At 64.6% G+C, this 19,225-nt stretch carries 21 protein-coding genes; 5 read left to right on the plus strand and 16 right to left on the minus strand.

Going from position 1 to position 19,225, the window contains the following annotated elements:
• The 9 genes from tuf to ACSFBF_RS16715 all read right to left on the minus strand — a co-directional run.
• Positions 1–861 (minus strand): elongation factor Tu (gene tuf, locus ACSFBF_RS16675; protein WP_435468818.1); only part of this gene is annotated, 861 nt, incomplete at its 3' end.
• Positions 862–981: 120 nt separating this feature from the next.
• Positions 982–3,081, minus strand: coding sequence for an elongation factor G (gene fusA, locus ACSFBF_RS16680; RefSeq protein WP_435468820.1), 2,100 nt, complete (start codon positions 3,079–3,081; stop codon positions 982–984).
• A gap of 96 nt (positions 3,082–3,177) precedes the next feature.
• On the minus strand, positions 3,178–3,651 hold the full coding sequence (gene rpsG, locus ACSFBF_RS16685; RefSeq protein ID WP_101491328.1) for a 30S ribosomal protein S7: 474 nt from the start codon (positions 3,649–3,651) through the stop codon (positions 3,178–3,180).
• 150 nt (positions 3,652–3,801) lie between these two features.
• On the minus strand, positions 3,802–4,179 hold the full coding sequence (rpsL, locus tag ACSFBF_RS16690; protein WP_013543948.1) for a 30S ribosomal protein S12: 378 nt from the start codon (positions 4,177–4,179) through the stop codon (positions 3,802–3,804).
• Positions 4,180–4,383: 204 nt separating this feature from the next.
• Positions 4,384–5,553 (minus strand): D-alanyl-D-alanine carboxypeptidase family protein, encoded by a 1,170-nt coding sequence (locus ACSFBF_RS16695; protein ID WP_435468822.1) that lies wholly within the window; start codon positions 5,551–5,553, stop codon positions 4,384–4,386.
• 40 nt (positions 5,554–5,593) lie between these two features.
• Positions 5,594–6,226, minus strand: a complete 633-nt coding sequence (locus ACSFBF_RS16700; RefSeq protein ID WP_258352515.1) for an alpha/beta hydrolase — start codon at positions 6,224–6,226, stop codon at positions 5,594–5,596.
• A gap of 36 nt (positions 6,227–6,262) precedes the next feature.
• Complete coding sequence (locus ACSFBF_RS16705; RefSeq protein ID WP_435468824.1) at positions 6,263–6,616, minus strand: (2Fe-2S) ferredoxin domain-containing protein; 354 nt, start codon at positions 6,614–6,616, stop codon at positions 6,263–6,265.
• Between the two features lie 50 nt (positions 6,617–6,666).
• Positions 6,667–7,794: a VanZ family protein gene (locus ACSFBF_RS16710; RefSeq protein WP_435470041.1), complete on the minus strand. Its 1,128-nt coding sequence runs from the start codon at positions 7,792–7,794 to the stop codon at positions 6,667–6,669.
• Between the two features lie 14 nt (positions 7,795–7,808).
• On the minus strand, positions 7,809–8,237 hold the full coding sequence (locus ACSFBF_RS16715) for a CopD family protein (protein WP_056522085.1): 429 nt from the start codon (positions 8,235–8,237) through the stop codon (positions 7,809–7,811).
• A 367-nt stretch (positions 8,238–8,604) separates the two neighbouring features.
• Between ACSFBF_RS16715 and hemB the strand changes: the two genes are divergently transcribed.
• Both hemB and ACSFBF_RS16725 read left to right on the plus strand, forming a co-directional pair.
• Positions 8,605–9,591, plus strand: a complete 987-nt coding sequence (gene hemB, locus ACSFBF_RS16720) for a porphobilinogen synthase (protein WP_435468827.1) — start codon at positions 8,605–8,607, stop codon at positions 9,589–9,591.
• Positions 9,592–9,601: 10 nt separating this feature from the next.
• A complete protein-coding gene (locus tag ACSFBF_RS16725; protein WP_435468829.1) occupies positions 9,602–10,753 on the plus strand; it encodes a magnesium transporter CorA family protein in 1,152 nt (383 codons plus the stop codon).
• Between the two features lie 83 nt (positions 10,754–10,836).
• On the opposite strand, the gene ACSFBF_RS16730 is transcribed toward ACSFBF_RS16725, so the two are convergent.
• Together ACSFBF_RS16730 and ACSFBF_RS16735 are read right to left on the minus strand one after the other, a co-directional pair.
• Complete coding sequence (locus ACSFBF_RS16730; RefSeq protein WP_435468831.1) at positions 10,837–11,205, minus strand: DUF4148 domain-containing protein; 369 nt, start codon at positions 11,203–11,205, stop codon at positions 10,837–10,839.
• Positions 11,206–11,424: 219 nt separating this feature from the next.
• Positions 11,425–11,763: an alpha/beta hydrolase gene (locus tag ACSFBF_RS16735; RefSeq protein WP_435468833.1), complete on the minus strand. Its 339-nt coding sequence runs from the start codon at positions 11,761–11,763 to the stop codon at positions 11,425–11,427.
• A 133-nt stretch (positions 11,764–11,896) separates the two neighbouring features.
• On the opposite strand from ACSFBF_RS16735, the gene ACSFBF_RS16740 reads away from it, so the two are divergent.
• Positions 11,897–12,811, plus strand: a complete 915-nt coding sequence (locus tag ACSFBF_RS16740; protein WP_435468835.1) for a LysR family transcriptional regulator — start codon at positions 11,897–11,899, stop codon at positions 12,809–12,811.
• Between the two features lie 52 nt (positions 12,812–12,863).
• Here ACSFBF_RS16740 and ACSFBF_RS16745 read toward each other — a convergent pair whose 3' ends face one another.
• On the minus strand, positions 12,864–13,547 hold the full coding sequence (locus ACSFBF_RS16745) for a dienelactone hydrolase family protein (protein ID WP_435468837.1): 684 nt from the start codon (positions 13,545–13,547) through the stop codon (positions 12,864–12,866).
• Positions 13,548–13,585: 38 nt separating this feature from the next.
• Positions 13,586–14,191, minus strand: coding sequence for a 2-hydroxychromene-2-carboxylate isomerase (locus ACSFBF_RS16750; protein ID WP_435468839.1), 606 nt, complete (start codon positions 14,189–14,191; stop codon positions 13,586–13,588).
• Between the two features lie 72 nt (positions 14,192–14,263).
• Between ACSFBF_RS16750 and ACSFBF_RS16755 the strand changes: the two genes are divergently transcribed.
• Both ACSFBF_RS16755 and ACSFBF_RS16760 read left to right on the plus strand, forming a co-directional pair.
• Positions 14,264–15,010, plus strand: a complete 747-nt coding sequence (locus ACSFBF_RS16755; protein WP_435468841.1) for an SDR family oxidoreductase — start codon at positions 14,264–14,266, stop codon at positions 15,008–15,010.
• A gap of 2 nt (positions 15,011–15,012) precedes the next feature.
• Positions 15,013–15,666, plus strand: coding sequence for a MarC family protein (locus tag ACSFBF_RS16760; RefSeq protein WP_081270399.1), 654 nt, complete (start codon positions 15,013–15,015; stop codon positions 15,664–15,666).
• Between the two features lie 22 nt (positions 15,667–15,688).
• Here ACSFBF_RS16760 and ACSFBF_RS16765 read toward each other — a convergent pair whose 3' ends face one another.
• Genes ACSFBF_RS16765 through ACSFBF_RS16775 form a run of 3 tightly spaced genes read right to left on the minus strand, consistent with a single transcriptional unit; the run spans position 15,689 to position 19,225 of the window.
• Positions 15,689–16,150, minus strand: a complete 462-nt coding sequence (locus ACSFBF_RS16765) for an EVE domain-containing protein (RefSeq protein ID WP_435468843.1) — start codon at positions 16,148–16,150, stop codon at positions 15,689–15,691.
• A 7-nt stretch (positions 16,151–16,157) separates the two neighbouring features.
• The gene (locus ACSFBF_RS16770; protein WP_435468845.1) at positions 16,158–17,321 is read right to left on the minus strand and encodes an ABC transporter substrate-binding protein; all 1,164 of its coding nucleotides are present in this window, start codon (positions 17,319–17,321) and stop codon (positions 16,158–16,160) included.
• A gap of 47 nt (positions 17,322–17,368) precedes the next feature.
• A complete protein-coding gene (locus ACSFBF_RS16775; RefSeq protein WP_435468847.1) occupies positions 17,369–19,225 on the minus strand; it encodes an AMP-dependent synthetase/ligase in 1,857 nt (618 codons plus the stop codon).

A 19,225-nucleotide genomic window follows, 5' to 3' on the forward strand; every position in this document is an offset into this window, starting at 1 on the left:
TTCGCGCTTCGTGCCGCGCAGCAGCACGCCGACGTTGTCGCCAGCTTGACCTTGGTCCAGCAGCTTGCGGAACATTTCCACGCCGGTGCAGGTGGTCTTGACCGTCGGGCGGATGCCCACGATTTCGATTTCTTCACCAACCTTGATCACGCCGCGCTCGACAGCGCCGGTCACCACGGTGCCGCGACCCGAGATCGAGAACACGTCTTCCACGGGCATCAGGAACGTGCCATCCACGGCGCGCTCAGGCGTCGGGATGTACGTGTCCAGGGCTTCGGCCAGCTTCATGATGGCGCCTTCGCCCAGTTCGCCCTTGTCGCCTTCCAGGGCGAGCTTGGCCGAGCCGTGAATGATCGGGGTGTCGTCGCCGGGGAATTCGTACTTGTCGAGGAGTTCGCGAACTTCCATTTCGACCAGCTCGAGCAGTTCCTTGTCGTCGACCATGTCGCACTTGTTCAGGAACACGATGATGTAGCCCACGCCCACCTGGCGAGCCAGCAGGATGTGTTCACGGGTCTGGGGCATCGGGCCGTCGGCGGCCGAGCACACCAGGATCGCGCCGTCCATCTGGGCAGCGCCGGTAATCATGTTCTTCACGTAGTCGGCGTGACCGGGGCAGTCGACGTGTGCGTAGTGACGGTTGGCCGTCTCGTACTCGACGTGCGCGGTGTTGATCGTGATGCCGCGGGCCTTTTCTTCAGGCGCAGCGTCGATCTGGTCGTAGGCCTTGGCTTCGCCGCCGAACTTGGCCGACAGAACCGTTGCGATCGCAGCCGTCAGCGTGGTCTTGCCGTGGTCAACGTGACCGATCGTGCCCACGTTCACGTGCGGCTTGGTGCGGGTGAATTTACCTTTTGCCATTTTTCAATCCTTGAAAGAGCAGTGCCCGTGATTGGGTTTTATGTCTGCACCGCATTGCTGGTTCCCTCGCCACGGGCAGCGAGGGGCACACGGTCGCAGACAGATTCGAAATTGAATTGCTTACTTGGCGCGAGCGGCCACGATGGCTTCGGCGACGTTACGGGGAGCTTCAGCGTAGTGCTTGAACTCCATCGTGTACGTGGCGCGGCCTTGCGACATCGAGCGCAGCGTGGTCGAGTAGCCGAACATTTCCGACAGCGGCACTTCGGCCTTGATGGACTTGCCGCCACCGATCATGTCGTCCATGCCCTGCACCATGCCGCGGCGGGACGACAGGTCGCCCATCACGTTGCCGGCGTAGTCTTCAGGCGTTTCGACTTCCACGGCCATCATCGGCTCGAGGATCACGGGGCTGGCCTTGCGAGCGCCTTCCTTGAAACCGAAGATGGCGGCCATCTTGAACGCCATTTCGTTCGAGTCCACGTCGTGGTACGAACCGAAGTGCAGCGTGACCTTGACGTCCACGACGGGGTAGCCCGCCAGCACGCCTTGCGTCAGCGCTTCGACAACGCCCTTTTCCACCGCGGGGATGTATTCGCGAGGAACCACACCGCCCTTGATGGCGTCAACGAACTCGAAGCCCTTGCCCGCTTCCTGCGGCTCGAGCTTCAGGATGACGTGACCGTACTGGCCCTTGCCGCCCGACTGGCGAACGAACTTGCCTTCGGCATCTTCGACGGTCTTGCGGATCGTTTCGCGGTAAGCCACTTGCGGCTTGCCCACGTTGGCTTCCACGCCGAATTCGCGCTTCATGCGGTCCACGATGATTTCAAGGTGGAGCTCGCCCATGCCGGCGATGATGGTCTGGCCCGATTCTTCGTCGGTCTTGACGCGGAACGAAGGATCTTCCTGAGCCAGGCGTTGCAGGGCGATGCCCATCTTTTCCTGGTCGGCTTTGGTCTTGGGCTCAACAGCCTGCGAGATCACCGATTCCGGGAACACCATGCGCTCGAGGGTCACGATGGCCGTCGGGTCGCACAGGGTTTCGCCCGTGGTCACTTCCTTCAGGCCCACGCAGGCAGCGATGTCGCCGGCGCGGATTTCGTTGACTTCTTCGCGGTTGTTGGCGTGCATCTGCACGATACGGCCGATACGCTCCTTCTTGCCGCGCACCGGGTTGTAGACGCTGTCGCCCTTGGTCAACACGCCAGAGTAGACGCGCACGAAGGTCAGCTGGCCCACGAACGGGTCGGTCATCAGCTTGAATGCCAGGGCCGAGAACTTCTCGCTGTCGTCAGCCTTGCGGATGACAGGCGCTTCGTCTTCGTCCAGGCCGTTGACCGGGGGAATGTCGGTCGGCGCGGGCATGTATTCGACGACGGCGTCGAGCATGGCCTGCACGCCCTTGTTCTTGAAGGCCGAGCCGCACAGCATCGGCTGGATTTCGCCGGCGATGGTGCGCTTGCGAATGGCTGCCTTGATTTCTTCCTCGGTCAGCTCATTGCCTTCGAGGTACTTGTTCATCAGCTCTTCGCTGGCTTCGGCAGCCGCTTCGACGAGCTTTTCGCGGTATTCGTTGCAGACGTCGACCAGGTTGGCGGGGATCTCGCCGTACTGGAACGTCACGCCCTTGTCTTCGTCCCAGATGATCGCCTTCATCTTCACGAGGTCGACGATGCCCTGGAAGTGCTCTTCGGCACCGATCGGGATCTGGATCACGACGGGGTTGGCCTTCAGGCGGTCCACCATCATCTGGCGCACGCGCAGGAAGTCGGCGCCGGTGCGGTCCATCTTGTTGACGAACGCGAGACGGGGCACCTTGTACTTGTTGGCCTGGCGCCAGACGGTTTCCGACTGGGGCTGCACGCCGCCGACGGCGTCGTACACCATGACAGCGCCGTCCAGCACGCGCATCGAGCGCTCGACTTCAATGGTGAAGTCCACGTGGCCGGGGGTGTCGATGATGTTGATGCGGTGTTCGTCGAACTTGCCGGCCATGCCCTTCCAGAAGCAGGTGGTGGCAGCGGACGTGATCGTGATGCCACGCTCTTGCTCTTGCTCCATCCAGTCCATCGTGGCGGCGCCGTCGTGCACTTCACCGATCTTGTGGTTCACACCGGTGTAGAACAGGATACGTTCGGTCGTCGTGGTCTTGCCAGCGTCGATGTGCGCGGAGATGCCGATGTTGCGGTAGCGCTCGATGGGGGTCTTGCGGGACATGATTTACTTTCGGGTTGAAATGCGTTGAGCGCTGGGCCCCGAGCACGGGCACAACGCCCGACACTCAGCACCCAACGCCCAAGCGAAGTTTGATTTTTAGAAGCGGAAGTGGCTGAACGCCCGGTTGGCTTCTGCCATGCGGTGCACTTCGTCGCGCTTCTTCATGGCGCCGCCACGGCCTTCCGTGGCTTCCATCAGTTCGTTGGCCAGACGCAGGGCCATCGACTTTTCACCGCGCTTGCGGGCAGCTTCCTTGATCCAGCGCATCGACAGGGCGAGGCGACGGACAGGGCGGACTTCGACCGGCACTTGATAGTTCGCACCGCCAACGCGGCGCGACTTCACTTCGACCATCGGCTTCACGTTGTTGATGGCAACGGTGAAAGCTTCGAGCGGGTCTTTGTCCGGGTTCTTCTTTTCGATGAATTCGAGTGCACCGTAAATGATGCGCTCGGCAACAGCCTTCTTGCCGCCTTCCATGATCACGTTCATGAACTTCGACAGCTCGACATTGCCGTACTTGGGATCCGGCAGGATTTCACGTTTGGGGACTTCGCGACGACGTGGCATTTTTCTAACCTCTTTGCTTCAGTTGGCACCGTTTCCGGTACCGCGAGAGCCAGTCAGGACTCTCACTTACTCGACCCGACAGTGGGTCACTTCGTTCGATGTGCCCGCCAAGGCAACCGAACACCGTTTGTTTTTTGACGACAGGAAGGCTTAAGCCTTCTTGGGACGCTTCGCGCCGTACTTGGAACGCGACTGCTTGCGGTCTTTCACGCCTTGCAAGTCGAGCGAACCGCGCACGATGTGGTAGCGCACACCGGGCAAGTCCTTGACACGACCGCCGCGAACCAGCACGACGCTGTGTTCCTGCAGGTTGTGGCCTTCGCCGCCGATGTAGGAGATGACTTCGAAGCCATTGGTCAGACGGACCTTGGCAACTTTACGAAGCGCCGAGTTGGGCTTCTTGGGCGTCGTGGTGTAGACGCGGGTGCAGACACCGCGACGTTGCGGCGAGTTCTGCATGGCAGGGCTCTTCGAATTGATCTTTTCGACCGTTCGACCCTGACGCACCAGTTGATTGATGGTTGGCATGAATGAATTAGTCCCAAAACAACCCGGCCCTGGTTGCAAAACCGCCCTTGGTCCTTGACGTGACGCAAGGCAAGGAAGCCGGGAATAACGAAAACGTGAAACCCTTCGGAAATTTCCGAAAAGCCCACGAGTATAGCAAACGAGTCTGAAACGGCAAGGTCAGCCGCGGCGGAAGACCGCCGGCGGCCTTGTCACCCCTCCGGCCTACTTGATCCAGAGCCGCACGGCGTCCCAGGCGCGGCCGAATATCCCTGCCTGCTCGACGGCTTCCAGGGCGACCAGGGGCACGTCGGCGACCGGCTGGTCGTCCAGGGTGACCTTGAGCGAACCGACGGCCTGGTACTTGGTGAACGGCGCCACCAGCGGATCGGGGCGCGACACCTGGGTCTTGATCTTGCTAGCAGTGCCGGCCGGCACCGCGACCACGATGGCTTCCGGGCGGCCCAGCTTCAGCGTGTTCGCCTTGCCCTTCCAGACGGCCGGGGTTGCGGCCGGCTGGCCGGCGTCGAACAGGCGAACGGCGTCGTAGGCTGTGTAACCCCAGTTCAGCAGCTTCTGCGATTCGTTGGCGCGCACAGTCTCGCCCGTGGTGCCCAGCACGATCGACAGCAGGCGACGGCCGCCGGTCAAGTTGGGAAAATCGCGCTTGGCGGTGGCGATCATGCAGTAGCCGGCCGCCTCGGTATGCCCGGTCTTCAGGCCGTCGACGGTCGGGTCGCGGAACAAGAGCAGGTTGCGGTTGGTGTCGTTGGTCGACGGGGTGCCCGGGTAGCGGTACTTCTTGATCGCGTAGTACTTGGCTTCCTCGGGGAAGTCGCGCACCAGGCGGGTCGCCAGGATGCTCAGGTCGCGGGCCGTGGTGGTGTGGCCGGGCGCCGTCAGGCCTTCGGGGTTCTTGTAGCTCGTGTTCTTCATGCCCAGCGCCTTGGCCTGGGCATTCATCATCTCGACGAAGTGCTCCACCGTGCCGCCAACGCCTTCGGCCAGCGCCACCGTGGCGTCGTTGCCCGACTGCACGATCAGGCCCTTGATCAGGTCTTCCACCGGCACCTGCATCTTGGGGTCGATGAACATGCGCGAACCAGGCATTTTCCAGGCGCGCGGGCTGACTGGCAGCGTCTGGGTCAGCGTGATCTTCTTGGCGCGCAGCGCATCGAACACCAGGTAGGCCGACATCAGCTTGGTGAGCGAAGCCGGCTCGACCGGGCTGTCGATGTCCTTCTGGGCCAGGATCTGGTTCGCGGTCACGTCGAGCAGCAGGTAGCTGCGCGCGGCAATTTCAGGCGGTGCCGGCACCTGGGCGGCGGCGATCAGGCTGACGGATGCGGCGGCGGTAAAGACCAGCGCGCGGAGCGCGCCAAGAAAACGATTCATGGGGAGTTTGGAAAGAGACGAAAACAAGCCTGCGAGGCTTTCATGCGACGTCCGCGCGCAGATGGCGAACCACGAGACTTTTGAGCAGCGGCAATTGTCCGTGAAAGAAGTGGCCGCCCCCGGGGACGACTGTGACAGGAAGTGACTGCGGCCGCGCCCAGTCCATCACGGCGGACAGCGCCACGGTGTCGTCGGCTTCGCCATGAACCACCAGCATGCGCTCGTGCGCCTCGGCCGGCAGCGTGGCCACGGTGTTGCGCGCGGCGGCCGTGCCCACCAGCACGATCTGGCGGATGTCGCGTTCGGTCCAGAGCTTTGCGGCGGCACCGGTCGCGACGAAAGCGCCGAAAGAAAAACCAGCGATCGCCAGCGGCCCCTCGGGAGCGAGCTGGCCGACGACATTCAACATGTCTTCCAGCTCGCCGCGCCCTTCGTCGTGCACGCCTTCGCTGGCGCCCACGCCGCGGAAGTTGAAACGCACCGTGGTCCACCCGCTGGCGACGAATGCGCGCGCCAGCGTCTGCACCACCTTGTTGTCCATCGTGCCGCCGAACAGCGGGTGGGGATGGGCGATGACTGCGATGCCGCGCGGGGTGCCGGCAGGCTGGTCGCGTTGAACCTCGATCGCGCCGGCGGCGCCCTGGAGGCTGATCTTTTCGGTCTGGGAATTCATTGGCGCAAAGTACGAGCAAAGGGTCGGCGGAAAAGTTCAGCGGCCGACATCGGGAGGCAACAGCAACCGCTCGACAACCTGGCCGTTCTTCAGGTGCGACTCGACGATCTCGTCGATGTCATCGCCGTCGACGAAGGTGTACCAGACGGCCTCGGGGTACACCACGGCCACCGGCCCGCCCGCGCAGCGGTCGAGGCAGCCGGCCTTGTTGACGCGCACCTTGCCGGGCCCGGATAGCCCCTCTTCCTTGACCTTCGCCTTGCAGCGGTCGAAGCCTTCCTGTGCGTTGTGCATGGAGCAGGAGTCTTCGCCGTTCTTGCGCTCATTGAGGCAGAAGAAGATGTGGCGGCCGTAATAGCCGGACGGCGCGGCTGTGGAAGAACTGGGCATCGGCAGATTTTAGTGACCGCCCCTGGCCCCGTGTTCATGCCTTCAAACGCTCAGACCGTCGTGACGGCATTGGGCCGCCCCCGGCGCGACAGGGCGACCACCACATACGCCAACACCGCGAAGGGCCAGGTCCAGCCCAGCCACTGCGCCAGCCCATGGAAGCGGATGAAGCGCCCCTGCTCCCAGGTGGCCAGGGTCTGCGCGAAGTACGCGCTCTCGGGCGCCTGGTTCAGCAGGCTCAACTGCAGCACGAGCCCCACCAGCAGCAGCGCCGCACACAAGCGGCGCGGCGCGAACAGCAACAACACGCCGGCGAAGAACGCCGCGGCCATGCCGACTTGCACCGGCAGGCCCAGCCACGCCCATGCGTGCTCGGGCCCATAGCTCAAGGCCGCCGACAACGCCGAGGCCGCGATGCCTGCCAGCAGCGTCAGCGGCAGCAGCACCGCGCGCTGGACCACGGAGCGCGCCACCAGATAGCCCAGCAGGCACGGCACCAGTGCGCCGAGCATCACGCACAGCAGCTCCACCGCCGGCACCAACGGTTCGAGCTCGAACTGCCGCAGCGGCAGCCAGTCGATGAAGGGCGTGTCGAGCAGCCATTCGGAGATCGCCACTTCGAGCCGCTCGAACACCTGCCCCAGCCCGAAGGTGACGGCCGCCGGGAACAGCAGCGCAAAAGGCCACAGCGCGAGCAGCACCAGCCCGCCGCGCGAGTCCTCGGCGAACCACTGCGAACGCGCGCGGCTCCAGTGGGCAACCGCTCCCAGCCGCTCCAGCCCCGCCGCCAGCACCGCGCCAAGGACCGCACCCGTCGTGTTGAGCCCCAGGTCCACGTTGGAAGGGATGCGTGCGGGCAGGTAGCTCTGCAGCGTCTCCATGGCGAACGCGATCGCCGCCCCCGCCACGGTAGCACGCAGCACCGCATACCAGACGCTGGTGGCCCGGCGCGTGCGCAACACTGCCAAGGCACACAGGAAGCCGAAGGGCACATAGCCCACCACGTTGACGGCGAAGTCGAAGCCCGTCCAGTACTTGGGCCAGGGCGCCCACAGATAGGCCCACGGCGCGATCCCCTGGTCGCGCCAGTCGGCGAACGGATAGAGACTGGCGTAGACGATCAGCGCCGCGTACGCGAGCGCCAGGGGGAGCGCGGCGGACTTGTGCGGCCTCTCCACCGTGTGCACCGGGCTCAGAACGGCTTGACGACCACCAGGATCACGATGCCCAGCAGCAGCAGCACCGGCAGCTCGTTGAACCAGCGGAACCAGCGGTCGTTGCGCCGGTTCTCGCCCGCCACGAAACGGCGCAGCAGCACACCGCAGCCGTGGTGATAGCCGATGGCCACCAGCACCAGCGCCAGCTTGGCGTGCATCCACCCGTTGCCCGGGCCGCGCCCGATGCCGTAGCCCAGCCACAGCCACAGGCCGAAGCCGAGCGCGGGAACCGCCAGGAAAGTCGTGAATCGCATGAGCTTGCGTGCCATCAACAGCAGCCGCTCCCGCTCGGCCACCGACTCGGGCGGCACCATCGCCAGATTGACAAAGATACGGGGCAGGTAGAACAACCCCGCGAACCAGCTTGCAATGAAGACGATGTGAAGAGATTTGACCCAGAGCATGGCGGCAGTTTAGTGGCGCCCCTCTCGTCGACCCCGCTTTTGCGGCGATGCCCCCGTACAGAGGGCAAAAAAAAGCCCGACGTCTTCACGTCGGGCTGGGAAGCCCTTTTGCTGTCACACATCAAGGCACCCGCTCAGGGAGGAAAAGCGGGGAGCGGCAAGCCGCCCGCTTCAGAATTTAACAAAGACGAAACAAGGTTTCAAGCGACTGAGGCACTTTCTTTGACATTTGAAGCAAAAATTTGAGTACCTTGGTTCTACGAATTTCCGTAGTTGTCAGACAACTGGACACTCGGAGAGAAAGTCTGTGAAAGATCGCTTCAGGCACAATTTTGGATATATGACGTCATCATCTTCCCCTCTGGCCATGTTCCCCGCCGGGCGGCCGCGGCGCCTGCGGCGCGACGCTTTCACCCGCAATCTGGTACGAGAACACGCGCTGACGGTCAACGACCTGATCTACCCAGTGTTCGTGCAGGAAGGCGAGAAACGTCGCGATGCCGTCCCCTCGATGCCCGGCGTGGACCGCCTGAGCCTCGACCAACTGCTGCCCGTGGCCGAGCAGTGCGTGGCGGCCGGCATCCCGGTGATGGCCCTGTTCCCGGTGATCGACGCCAGTCTCAAGACGCCCGACGGCAGCGAAGCCTTCAACCCCGACGGGCTGATTCCCCGCGTGGTGGCCGCCCTCAAGGCGCGCTTCCCCGAACTGGGCGTGATGACCGACGTTGCCCTCGACCCCTACACCAGCCACGGCCAGGACGGCCTGCTCGACGACACTGGCTACATCCTCAATGACGCGACCGTCGAAGTACTGGTGAAGCAGGCGCTCACACAATCGCAGGCCGGCGTGGACATTGTGGCGCCAAGCGACATGATGGACGGCCGCATCGGCGCCATCCGCACCGCGCTCGAAGCCCGCGGCGACATTCACACGCGCATCATGGCCTACAGCGCCAAGTACGCCAGCGCCTTCTACGGCCCCTTCCGCGACGCCGTGGGCTCGGCCGCCACGCTCGGCAAGAGCAACAAGAAGGTCTACCAGATGGACCCCGGCAACAGCGACGAGGCCCTGCGCGAAGTCGCCATCGACATCGCCGAAGGCGCCGACATGGTGATGGTGAAGCCCGGCATGCCCTACCTCGACATCGTGCGCCGCGTGAAAGACCAGTTCCATGTGCCGACCTTCGCCTACCAGGTGAGCGGCGAGTACGCGATGCTCAAGGCCGCAGCCCAGAACGGCTGGCTCGACCACGACGCCGTGGTGCTCGAAAGCCTGCTGGCCTTCAAGCGCGCCGGCGCCGACGGCGTGCTGACCTATTTCGCGCTCGACGCCGCGCGACTGCTGCAGAAGTAACAGCGCCGGCATGCGCATCTTCGAAATCAACCGCTCGCAGGTCAGCGAGCATGCCGCGCTGGCACCGCTGACCGTGCCGGGCGCGTGCGGCACCGGCGGCTACCTCTGGATCTCGCTCACACGGGAAGAATTCCGGGCCTCGCTGGCCGAGGCGCAGCAGATCCTGCAGACGCTGTGCCTCACGCAACTGGTCGACCTGCACGTGGCCGACCTGCTCAACGACCAGTTGCCCTCCCACTACGACTACACCTCGCAGTACGACGTGCTGGTGTTCCGGCGGCTGGCCAACGGACAGGGCCAGGCGGCGCTGGGCAACGGCAAGGGCAATGGCAGCGAAGCCCCGCCCTTGCCCCGTAGCGGCCCGCCCGTGCTGCGCCGCGTCGACACCCGCCCGGTGGGCTTCGCGGTGTTCGACCGCGTGCTGCTGTCGGTGCACCCGGAAGACGGCGCGGTGCGCGACGCCTTCGCCACGCGCCTGCTGGCGGCCGCCTCGCCCGACGACCGCGGCGCCCCTGCGCTCGACGTGCGCGCCACCTCGGCCCGCCTGCCGACCAGCCCTTCGGACCTGATGCTGCGCGTCATCAACCAGATCGTCGACGGCTACCTCGACCTGCGGCGCGAACTCACCAAGCAGCTGGACCACTGGCAGACCGAGCTGATCGACCCGCGCAGCCGCTTCACCAATTGGGGCGCGCTGATGGAGGCGCGCCAGTCGCTGCACCACCTGGACGAGATCTGCGAAGACCAGCGCGCCGCCATGCAGGACTGGATCGACTCGCTCGAAACGCTCCCCGTGCCCAAGGGCGAGACGGAGCGGCGCGAGCGCGAACTCATCATGATCCGCAGCCGCGACGTGCTCGAGCACATCGAGCGCGTGGTGCACCATGTGCACCGGCTGGAGCAGAACGCCGAGACCGCCGTGCAAATGCACTTCAGCGTGCAGGGCCACCGCGCCAACGACATCATGCGGGTGCTGACGGTGCTCACCGCCGTGTTCCTGCCGCTGAACCTCATCGCGGGCATCTTCGGCATGAACTTCGAGTTCATCCCGCTCGTGCACAAGGCCGACGGCTTCTGGATCGCGATGACGTCGATGCTGGTCATCGCGGTGGTGCTGGTGCTGATCTTCTGGCGCAAGCGCTATCTCGCGCGTACGCGCTGATTCCGGAATCGCCAGCCAAAGAAAAAGGGCCACGCTTTCGCGTGGCCCTTTTGCATTTCGACGGCCCCGAAGGACCGCTTCAATTACTTGGCGACAGCGCCCGAACCTTGCTCGGCCTGAACGCGAGCGTCCATCGGGTTTTGCATGGTCGAGATGACGCGGCTGTTGACGCGCGAGCCGCCAGTCACGTTCTGGTCGGGAGCGTAGGAAGTGCGAACGGCTTCGGCTTCGACGATTGCGCGGTCCTTCGACACGGCGACCGTTTCCGGGCCGCGCGAACCGCGGGTCACGTTCTGGTTCGGAGCCGATGCGGCACGCACGGCTTCGGCATTGACTTCATCACGGCTCTTGGTCGAAACGGCGGTGTTCACGCCTTGGTACGTTTCAGCTTGAGCGCCAGTGGCGGCCAGCAGGGTCAGGGCGGCAGCGGCGAGGATTTGCGAGGTCTTCATATTCAGTTCTCCTAGGATGTTCGTTGGATGGTTCGTCCACCAGGCTTGCTGGTTCGCTTGCCTGTGCGGCGAGTTTCCGGGCGAACAGCCATGCCAAAACACTCGGTTCAGAGACACGGTGTTTCCTCTATTGAAACAATGCCGACATCAAGGCATGCCAACAGAAAAAAGCCGGGTCCGGTTCGCACCGGCCCGGCCTTGCAGGAGAAGACTTCCGGCTTATCGCCGCGATGCTTGGAACTGCGGCGGCACTTCGCTGTTGGCGAAGGCGCGGCGGTCCAGGTTCTGGTTCGGCGCGTGGGCGGCGGCCACGGCCTCGGCACGAACCGACGCCCGGTCAAGCGAACTCGGCCGCGAGATCAGGGGCGCCGCAACCACGTCGCCGTAGACATTGCCACCGCGCGCCGCAGCATCCGCGCCGGCCACCACATCACTGCGGCTGGTGACGGCCCTGAGCGGCTGCACCGGCTCGAAGCCCTGCTGGGCGCCCTGCGCCTGCGCGCCGGAGGCGACAAGCAGCAACAGGACGGCAGCGGCAATGATGTTCGGGGTCTTCATTTCAGTTCCTTCCAACGGTCCAACTGGGCTGGCGACGTCGGCGTGTAACCGAAGTGTCGCCCAGGCCGGTTAGGAAAAACCCGGGAGAATCGAACCATCGCGTTCCCAAAACGGAAACAATGGACTCATTCACATGGACAGTCTCGATCTGATCAGAACCTTCCGGGAAGTCGCCTCGCACGGCAGTTTTTCCCAGGCAGCCAAGAGGCTCGACATGTCGAAGGCCACCGTCAGCAAGTATGTGGCCGAGCTGGAAACCCGCTTCGGCGTGCGTCTTCTCAACCGCTCCACCCGTTCCGTGAGCCTCACCGATGCCGGCCAGCTCCTGCTGGAGCGCAGCACCCCGATGCTCGAGATGGTCGAACTCACCCAGTCCGAACTGCAGGACCGCGCCAGCCAGCCCGGCGGGCGGCTGCGCATCTCGGCCCCGCACGGCATGGGCAGCGGCGAGTTTCCGAACCTGCTGGCCGACTTCATGCGCTACTACCCCGACGTGACGATCAGCCTGCAGCTGACCAACCGCGCCGTCGACCTCGCCGAGGAAGGCATCGACGTCGAGCTGCGCAGCGGCCCCGTCGAGGACGCAAACCTGATCGTGCGCAAGCTGCGCCTCATGAACATGGTGGTCTGCGCCTCGCCGGTCTACTGGAAGAAGCACGGCAAGCCCGAGCATCCGCGCGACCTGTCGGGCCACGAGGCGCTCACTTTCTCGTCGCAGGGCCAGCAGCCGGTGTGGCGCTTCGACGACAACGGCACGCCGATCGACATACCGGTGAAAAGCCGCATGGACTGCACCGAAGGCGCGCCGCTGATCCGCGTGGCCATGCACGGCTTCGGCGTGATCTACCTGCCGTCGATCCTCGTGCAATCGCACCTCGACCACGGCGAGCTGGTGCCTGTGCTGCAGGACTACGCGCGCAAGGACATGTGGCTGTCGGCCGCGTACCTGCAACGGCGCCACAACAGCGCCGCACTGCGCGCGCTGCTCGACTTCCTGCAGACCCGGGTCGGCCCGGGCGCCACGACACGCAAGCCGAGCCATTCATGAAATGAAAAACCCGGCAGCGCCGGGTTTTTTCATTGGAGAACGAGTGCCAGGCTCAGCCGAGGTGCTTGGCGAAGAACGCCAGCGTGCGCTCGCGCGCCAGCTTGGCCGCGTCGGCGTCGTACGAGCCGCGCTGGTCGCAGTTGAAGCCGTGGCCCACCGGATACACATGCACCTCCACCTCCGGATGCGCCTTCTTGAACGACTCGATGGTGTCCAGCGGAATCCAGTGATCCTGGTTGCCGAAGTGCGCGAGCACCGGCACCTTGGGCTGGCGTGCCGTTTCTTCCGGCGAGGTCATGCCGCCGCCGTAGTAAGGCGCAGCAGCAGCCAGACCCGGCAGCAGCGCCGCCGAGCGCCACACCAGCAGGCCGCCCCAGCAGTAGCCGACGATGCCGACCTTGCCCGCCTTCGATGCGTAGGCAATCGACGCCTCGATGTCCTGCAGCACGCCCGGCGCCGGCAGCGCCTCGACAGCGGTCTTCAGGCCGAAGCCGTTCTTCATGTCGTCTTCCGAGTAGCCCAGCTCCACGCCCTGCTTGACGCGGTGGAAGGTCGACGGCGCCACGGCCAGGTAGCCCTCGGCCGCATAGCCGTCGGCCACCGAACGGATGTGCGAATTCACGCCGAAGATTTCCTGCACCACGACCACCGCGCCGCGCGGCTTGCCCGCCGGTTCGGCCACATAGGCGGGGAAGGTGAAGCCGTCCTTGGCGGTGAGATCGATGAATTGACCCATGTGTCTTGCTCCTAGATGGCAAATAAGTAAATGCCGGGTTACGGGCGCAGCGCCCGTTCGACGAAGTCGAGACGGTCCTGCCCCCAGAAAATCTCGCCGTCGATCACGTAGCTGGGCGCGCCGAACACCTGGATGTCGATGGCTTCCTGCGTGTAGGCCTCGTAGCGCTCCTGAACCGCCTGGCTCTGAGACTGCTCGCCGCGCTTGGGCGACAGCCCGCATTCGACGATCAGCGAATCGAGCACCTTCGGGTCGCCGATGTTGCGCTCTTGCACCCACACGGCTGCGAACACCGCCTCGCTCATGCGCATGGCGGCCTCGGTGCCGTCGTGCATGTCGACCGCGATGATGACCCGCGCCGCGTCGTCGCTGGCCACCGGAAAGAACTTCGGCTTGACGTTCACCGGCAGGCCGAGGTGCCGCGACCAGCGTGCAAGGTCGACCAGCCGGTACGCCTGGCGCTGCGGCGCGCGCTTGCCCAGCGGTAGCCCGCCCGACACCGGATACACGCTGCCCAGGTCGATGGGCCGCACGCGCACCGTGGCGCCCGCAGCCGCGGCAATCGCCGCAAAGCGGGAATGCCCCAGATAGGTCCACGGGCTCTGTGGCGCAAAGTAGTAGTCAATCGTCTTGCTGGTGCTCATGCGCGTGCCCCGATGATGTAATCCAAGCCAACGGTTTTAACTGACACGCAGTTTCTCTGCAGGAGGTAGGTTTTGGACCAGGTGCTCTTGATCACGGGCGGCGGCCGCGGCATTGGCGCCGCCACCGCCCTGCTCGCCGCGCAGCGCGGCTACGCGGTGGCCGTCAACTACGCCAGCAATTCGCTGGCCGCCGACGAGGTGGTGCGCACCATCCGCGCAAACGGCGGCGCCGCCATGGCTGTGCAAGCCGACGTGGGCGACGAGGCGCAGGTGCTCGCCATGTTCCAGAAGGTCGACGCCCGGTTCGGCCGCCTCACGGCCCTTGTCAACAATGCCGGCGTGGTCGACGTGCAGGCGCGCGTCGCCGACATGAGCGTGGCCCGGCTGGAGCGCATGTTCCGCATCAACGTGATTGGCAGCTTCATCTGCGCGCGCGAGGCCGTGCGGCGCATGAGCACGAAGTACGGCGGCGCGGGCGGCGCCATCGTCAACGTCTCCAGCGGCGCCTCTCGGCTGGGTTCACCCGACCAGTACGTCGACTACGCCGCCAGCAAAGGCGCCATCGACACTTTCACCATCGGCCTGGCCAAGGAAGTGGCGGCCGAAGGCATCCGCGTCAATGCGGTACGCCCCGGCCTGATCGACACCGAGATCCACGCCTCCGGCGGCATGCCCGACCGCGCCTTCGACCTCGCGCCCACCGTGCCCATGCAGCGCACCGGCAGCGCCGACGAAATCGCCGGCGCCATCCTGTGGCTGCTCTCGCCCGAGGCCAGCTACACCACCATGGCCCTGCTCGACGTCACCGGAGGCCGCTGACCATGAGCACCTCGATGGACCTGATCAAGCCGCTGGTGACGCTGGTGGCCATCGTCAACCCGCTGGCCATCGTGCCTTTCTTCATCCACTACACGCAGGGCTACAGCGACGCGCAGCGCCGCCACACGGTGCGCATGTCGGCCTTCAGCGCATTCGTGGTCATTGCGGTGAGCGCGCTGCTGGGTCTGCAGCTGCTGTCCTTCTTCGGCATATCCATCGCGAGCTTCCAGGTCGGCGGCGGCCTGCTGCTGCTCATGAGTTCGCTGTCGATGCTCAACGCCAAGCCGGCCGAGAGCAAGACCAACGTCGAGGAACTGCGCGCCACCGAGGTGAAGGCGTCGATGGGCGCGTCGATTGCGGTGGTGCCGCTCACCATTCCGCTGCTCACCGGCCCGGCCACCATCTCCACCGTGGTCATCTACGCCGACAAGGCGCAGCACCTGTGGGAGCTTGCGATTCTGGTGGGCTACGGCGTGGTGGTGGCGCTGGCCACCGCCCTGGCCTTCTCGCTCGCACAGCCTATTGCACGCGTGCTCGGCAAGACCGGCATCAACATCATGACGCGGCTGATGGGGCTGATTCTTGCGGCGCTCGCGGTCGAGGTGATGGCCGACGGGCTCGGCAAGCTGTTCCCGATCCTGAACAAGATCGGCTAAGCAGCCGGCGCCAACCTGGCCGTCAGGCCAGCATCTTCTCGATGATCCGCCAGTGCGCAGGCTCGACCGGCGTGATCGACAGCCGGTTGCCCTTACGCAGCACGACCAGCTCGGTCAGCTCCGGCTTTGCTCGCAGCTCGGGCAAGGCCAGCAGCCGCGTCTTGCGCAGCGCCTGCACGTCCACCAGCAGCCAGCGCGGGTCGTCCTTCTTCGAGCCTGCGTCGTAGTAAGGCGACTTCGAATCGAACTGCGTCGGATCGGGCTTGATGCCCGAGGCCACGCGCGCGATGCCGGCAATGCCCGGCTCCGGGCAGCTCGAGTGATAGAACAGCACGCCGTCGCCGACCTTCATGCCGTCGCGCATGAAGTTGCGTGCCTGATAGTTGCGCACGCCGGTCCACGCCACAGTGGCGCCGGGTGCGGTGAGCGCATCGTCTATCGAGACCTCATTGGGCTCGGATTTCATCAACCAGTAATTGGGCATGGTCCCGTCATGGTGTCACATAGTCGGAGACCACGACCCACTTGCCGTCTTTGATCTGCGACAGGCGTGACTGGTCGTTGCCCAGGCGCTTGGTGGCCGTGTAGTTGCTCTTCGGGCTGCCGAACATGTCGGGCTCGAAGGTCATGCTGTCCATGGCCTTGATGAAGCTGTCGGTCGTGAGGTTCGGGCCAGCCTTGGTCGCCGCCTTGATGAACGAATCGATGATCACGTAGCCATACACCGAGAACACCGTCGGGTCTTCATTGAACTTGGTCTTGTACTTGTTGGCCCAGAAGCGCAGCGGCTGCGACTGCTCGTCGGTGTAGGGGTTCTGCACCGTCATGGTGGCGTAGACGCCATCCATCGCCTTGCCGCCCAGCTTGTGGATCAGGTCGGTGTAGGACGCGCTCGAGCCCAGGAAGGTCGGGTTGAAGCCTGTCTTGCGCGCCTCGCCCACGGTGCCGATGGTCTCGCGGATGATGGTGCCGAGCACCACGAGGTCGCAGTTGGCGGCTTTCATCTTCGCGACCTGCGAGCTGAAGTCGGTGGCGCCGCGCTTGAACGAGGTTTTCTCGGCCAGCTCCATGTTCGCGGCCTTCAGGCCCGCCTCCGCGCCGCGCTGCACCTCGAGCCCGAACTCGTCGTCCTGGTAGATGGTGCAGACCTTCTTGGCGCCCTTGTCCTTGATCATCTTCGGCAGGGCCAGGCGGATCTGGTCGTAGTAGGTGGCCGCGAACGAATACTTCAGCCGGTTCAGCGGTTCGTACATTTCGCGTGCCGCGGTAATGGGCATGAAGTTGACGACGTTCTTGTCGAACTGCACCGGCATCGCCGCCATGTTCTGCGCAGTGCCGATGTGGCCGGCCATGATGAAGATCTTTTCCTGGTTCACCAGCTTCTGCGCGGCCAGCACCGCCTTCTTCGGGTCGTAGCCCGAGTCTTCGACGAACAGCTTGAGCTTGCGGCCGTTCAGGCTGCCCTGCTCGTTGAGTTCGTCCACCCGCAGCTGCATGCCGTTGCGCGCCTGCTTGCCGAAGCCCGCGAGCGGACCCGACAGGTCTTGGATGGTGCCGATGCGGATCTCGTCCTTGCTCACGCCCTGCTGCTGAGCGGACGCAAGCGTCGCGATCAGGCCCAGCACGGCCAGCGTCGTCAGTGTCTTGAGCTTCATGCGGTTGTCTCCTCGGGTTGACGAAAAAAACGGATCTGCAATCTCGGTCAGCGATACATGGCCTCGATGCGCTCGGCGTACTTGGTCTGCACCAACTTGCGCTTGAGCTTCATCGTGGGCGTGAGCTCCTCGTCCTCCGCGCTGAGCTGCGTTTCGAGCAGAAAGAACTTCTTGATCTGCTCGACGCGCGCGAACCTGGCGTTGACGCGATCGATCTCGCCCTGGATCAAATCCTGCACTTCCTTCGTGCGCGTCAGGCTCTCATAGTTGCTGAACGGCACGTCGTGGTCCTGCGCAAACTTCTCGACGTTCTCCTGGTCGATCATGACGATCACCGTGAGGTAGGGCTTCTTGTCGCCGATGACCACGGCATCGGTGATGTAGAGGCTGAACTTGAGCTCGTTCTCCAGCTCGCTCGGCGTCACGTTCTTCCCACCCGCCGTGATGATGATGTCTTTCATCCGGTCGGTGATGCGGAAATACCCGTCCTCGTCCATCACGCCCACGTCGCCGGTGTGCAGCCAGCCTTCGGCGTCGATGGTCTCGGCGGTCTTCTCGGGCAGGTTGAGGTAACCCATGAAGACATTGGGGCCGCGCACCAGGATCTCGCCGGACGCGGCGTCGATGCGCACCTCGTTGTAGCCCGTGGCCGGCCCGATCGATCCCGGCTTGATGCGCGTGGCCGGCACGGCGGTGGAGGCGCCGCAAGACTCGGTCATGCCCCACACCTCCAGCATCGGCACGCCAAGCGCGAGATACCACTTCACCAGCTCGGGCGAAATGGGCGCCGCGCCCGTCACCAGGAAACGCGAGCGGTGGATGCCGATGAGCTTGCGCGCGTTGTCCAGCGCGAGCACGCGCGCCAGCCTGAACTTGAACTTCAGCGCCGCGCCGACATCTTCGCCCGCCAGCACGCGGTTGGCGATCTCCTCGCCCACGCCAATGCTCCACTTGTAGGCGGCCTGCTGCAGCGGGCTGGCTTCCTTCAGCGCGATCATCACGCCCGAATAGAACTTCTCCCACACACGCGGCACAGCCGTGAACACGGTGGGCGCGATCTCGCGCACGTTCTCGGGCACCGTCTCGGGGTTCTCCACGAAGTTGAGGATCGAGCCGGTATACATCGCGAAGTACTCACCGCCCATGCGCTCCGCGATGTGGCACAGCGGCAGGAAGCACATGCGCTCGTCCCTCTCGTCCTGCGCGATGAGCGTGTTGTAGCCACGCGCGGTGTACACGAGCCCGGCGTGACTGTGCATCGCGCCCTTGGGCTTGCCGGTGGTGCCCGAGGTGTAGACGAGGATGGCGAGGTCTTCGGGGCGGCAGGCCGCCACTGTGCGCTCGACTGCCTGCGGATCGGCGGCCAGATGCGCACGGCCGAGGGTGCGCAGCGCGTCGAGGCTCATCACCGCCGCATCGTCGAGGTCGCGCAGGCCTTCCATGTCGAACACGATCACGCAGCGCAGCCCCGGCAGGCCGGCGCGCACTTCGAGCGCCTTGTCGAGCTGCTCGTCGTCTTCCACGAAGAGCACTGTGGTGCGCGAGTCTTCGCACAGGTAATGCACCTGCGAAGCCGCATCGGTCGGGTAGATGCCGTTGGACACGCCTCCGCAGCTGAGCACGGCCAGGTCGGCGAGCACCCATTCGATGACCGTGTTCGACAAAATCGACGCGCACTCTCCCGGCGCAAAGCCGATGGCCTGGAGCCCGGCCGCAATCTCGCGCACCGCATCGGCCGTCTGGTGCCAGCTCCAGCTGCGCCAGATGCCCAGCTCTTTCTGCCGCATCCAGATGTTGTCGCCGCGTTGCTTCACCGCATTCCAGAACATCGCGGGAATGGTGTCGCCGGGCACGACGACGTCGAGCCGGGGTTCGAAGGTGTTGAGTTCCCAGAGTCCTTGCAT

This window comes from Variovorax nivicola, assembly GCF_051216475.1.
GTDB lineage: Bacteria > Pseudomonadota > Gammaproteobacteria > Burkholderiales > Burkholderiaceae_C > Variovorax.

What these genes read in the sequence shown, in the direction of transcription:
- fusA (WP_435468820.1), bottom strand. Translation starts at nt 3,081, where the DNA reads ATGTCCCGCAAGACCCCCATCGAGCGCTACCGCAACATCGGCATCTCC.
- rpsG (WP_101491328.1), bottom strand. Translation starts at nt 3,651, where the DNA reads ATGCCACGTCGTCGCGAAGTCCCCAAACGTGAAATCCTGCCGGATCCC.
- rpsL (WP_013543948.1), bottom strand. Translation starts at nt 4,179, where the DNA reads ATGCCAACCATCAATCAACTGGTGCGTCAGGGTCGAACGGTCGAAAAG.
- ACSFBF_RS16695 (WP_435468822.1), bottom strand. Translation starts at nt 5,553, where the DNA reads ATGAATCGTTTTCTTGGCGCGCTCCGCGCGCTGGTCTTTACCGCCGCC.
- ACSFBF_RS16700 (WP_258352515.1), bottom strand. Translation starts at nt 6,226, where the DNA reads ATGAATTCCCAGACCGAAAAGATCAGCCTCCAGGGCGCCGCCGGCGCG.
- ACSFBF_RS16705 (WP_435468824.1), bottom strand. Translation starts at nt 6,616, where the DNA reads ATGCCCAGTTCTTCCACAGCCGCGCCGTCCGGCTATTACGGCCGCCAC.
- ACSFBF_RS16715 (WP_056522085.1), bottom strand. Translation starts at nt 8,237, where the DNA reads ATGCTCTGGGTCAAATCTCTTCACATCGTCTTCATTGCAAGCTGGTTC.
- hemB (WP_435468827.1), top strand. Translation starts at nt 8,605, where the DNA reads ATGTTCCCCGCCGGGCGGCCGCGGCGCCTGCGGCGCGACGCTTTCACC.
- ACSFBF_RS16725 (WP_435468829.1), top strand. Translation starts at nt 9,602, where the DNA reads ATGCGCATCTTCGAAATCAACCGCTCGCAGGTCAGCGAGCATGCCGCG.
- ACSFBF_RS16730 (WP_435468831.1), bottom strand. Translation starts at nt 11,205, where the DNA reads ATGAAGACCTCGCAAATCCTCGCCGCTGCCGCCCTGACCCTGCTGGCC.
- ACSFBF_RS16735 (WP_435468833.1), bottom strand. Translation starts at nt 11,763, where the DNA reads ATGAAGACCCCGAACATCATTGCCGCTGCCGTCCTGTTGCTGCTTGTC.
- ACSFBF_RS16740 (WP_435468835.1), top strand. Translation starts at nt 11,897, where the DNA reads ATGGACAGTCTCGATCTGATCAGAACCTTCCGGGAAGTCGCCTCGCAC.
- ACSFBF_RS16745 (WP_435468837.1), bottom strand. Translation starts at nt 13,547, where the DNA reads ATGGGTCAATTCATCGATCTCACCGCCAAGGACGGCTTCACCTTCCCC.
- ACSFBF_RS16750 (WP_435468839.1), bottom strand. Translation starts at nt 14,191, where the DNA reads ATGAGCACCAGCAAGACGATTGACTACTACTTTGCGCCACAGAGCCCG.
- ACSFBF_RS16760 (WP_081270399.1), top strand. Translation starts at nt 15,013, where the DNA reads ATGAGCACCTCGATGGACCTGATCAAGCCGCTGGTGACGCTGGTGGCC.
- ACSFBF_RS16765 (WP_435468843.1), bottom strand. Translation starts at nt 16,150, where the DNA reads ATGCCCAATTACTGGTTGATGAAATCCGAGCCCAATGAGGTCTCGATA.
- ACSFBF_RS16770 (WP_435468845.1), bottom strand. Translation starts at nt 17,321, where the DNA reads ATGAAGCTCAAGACACTGACGACGCTGGCCGTGCTGGGCCTGATCGCG.
- ACSFBF_RS16775 (WP_435468847.1), bottom strand. Translation starts at nt 19,225, where the DNA reads ATGCAAGGACTCTGGGAACTCAACACCTTCGAACCCCGGCTCGACGTC.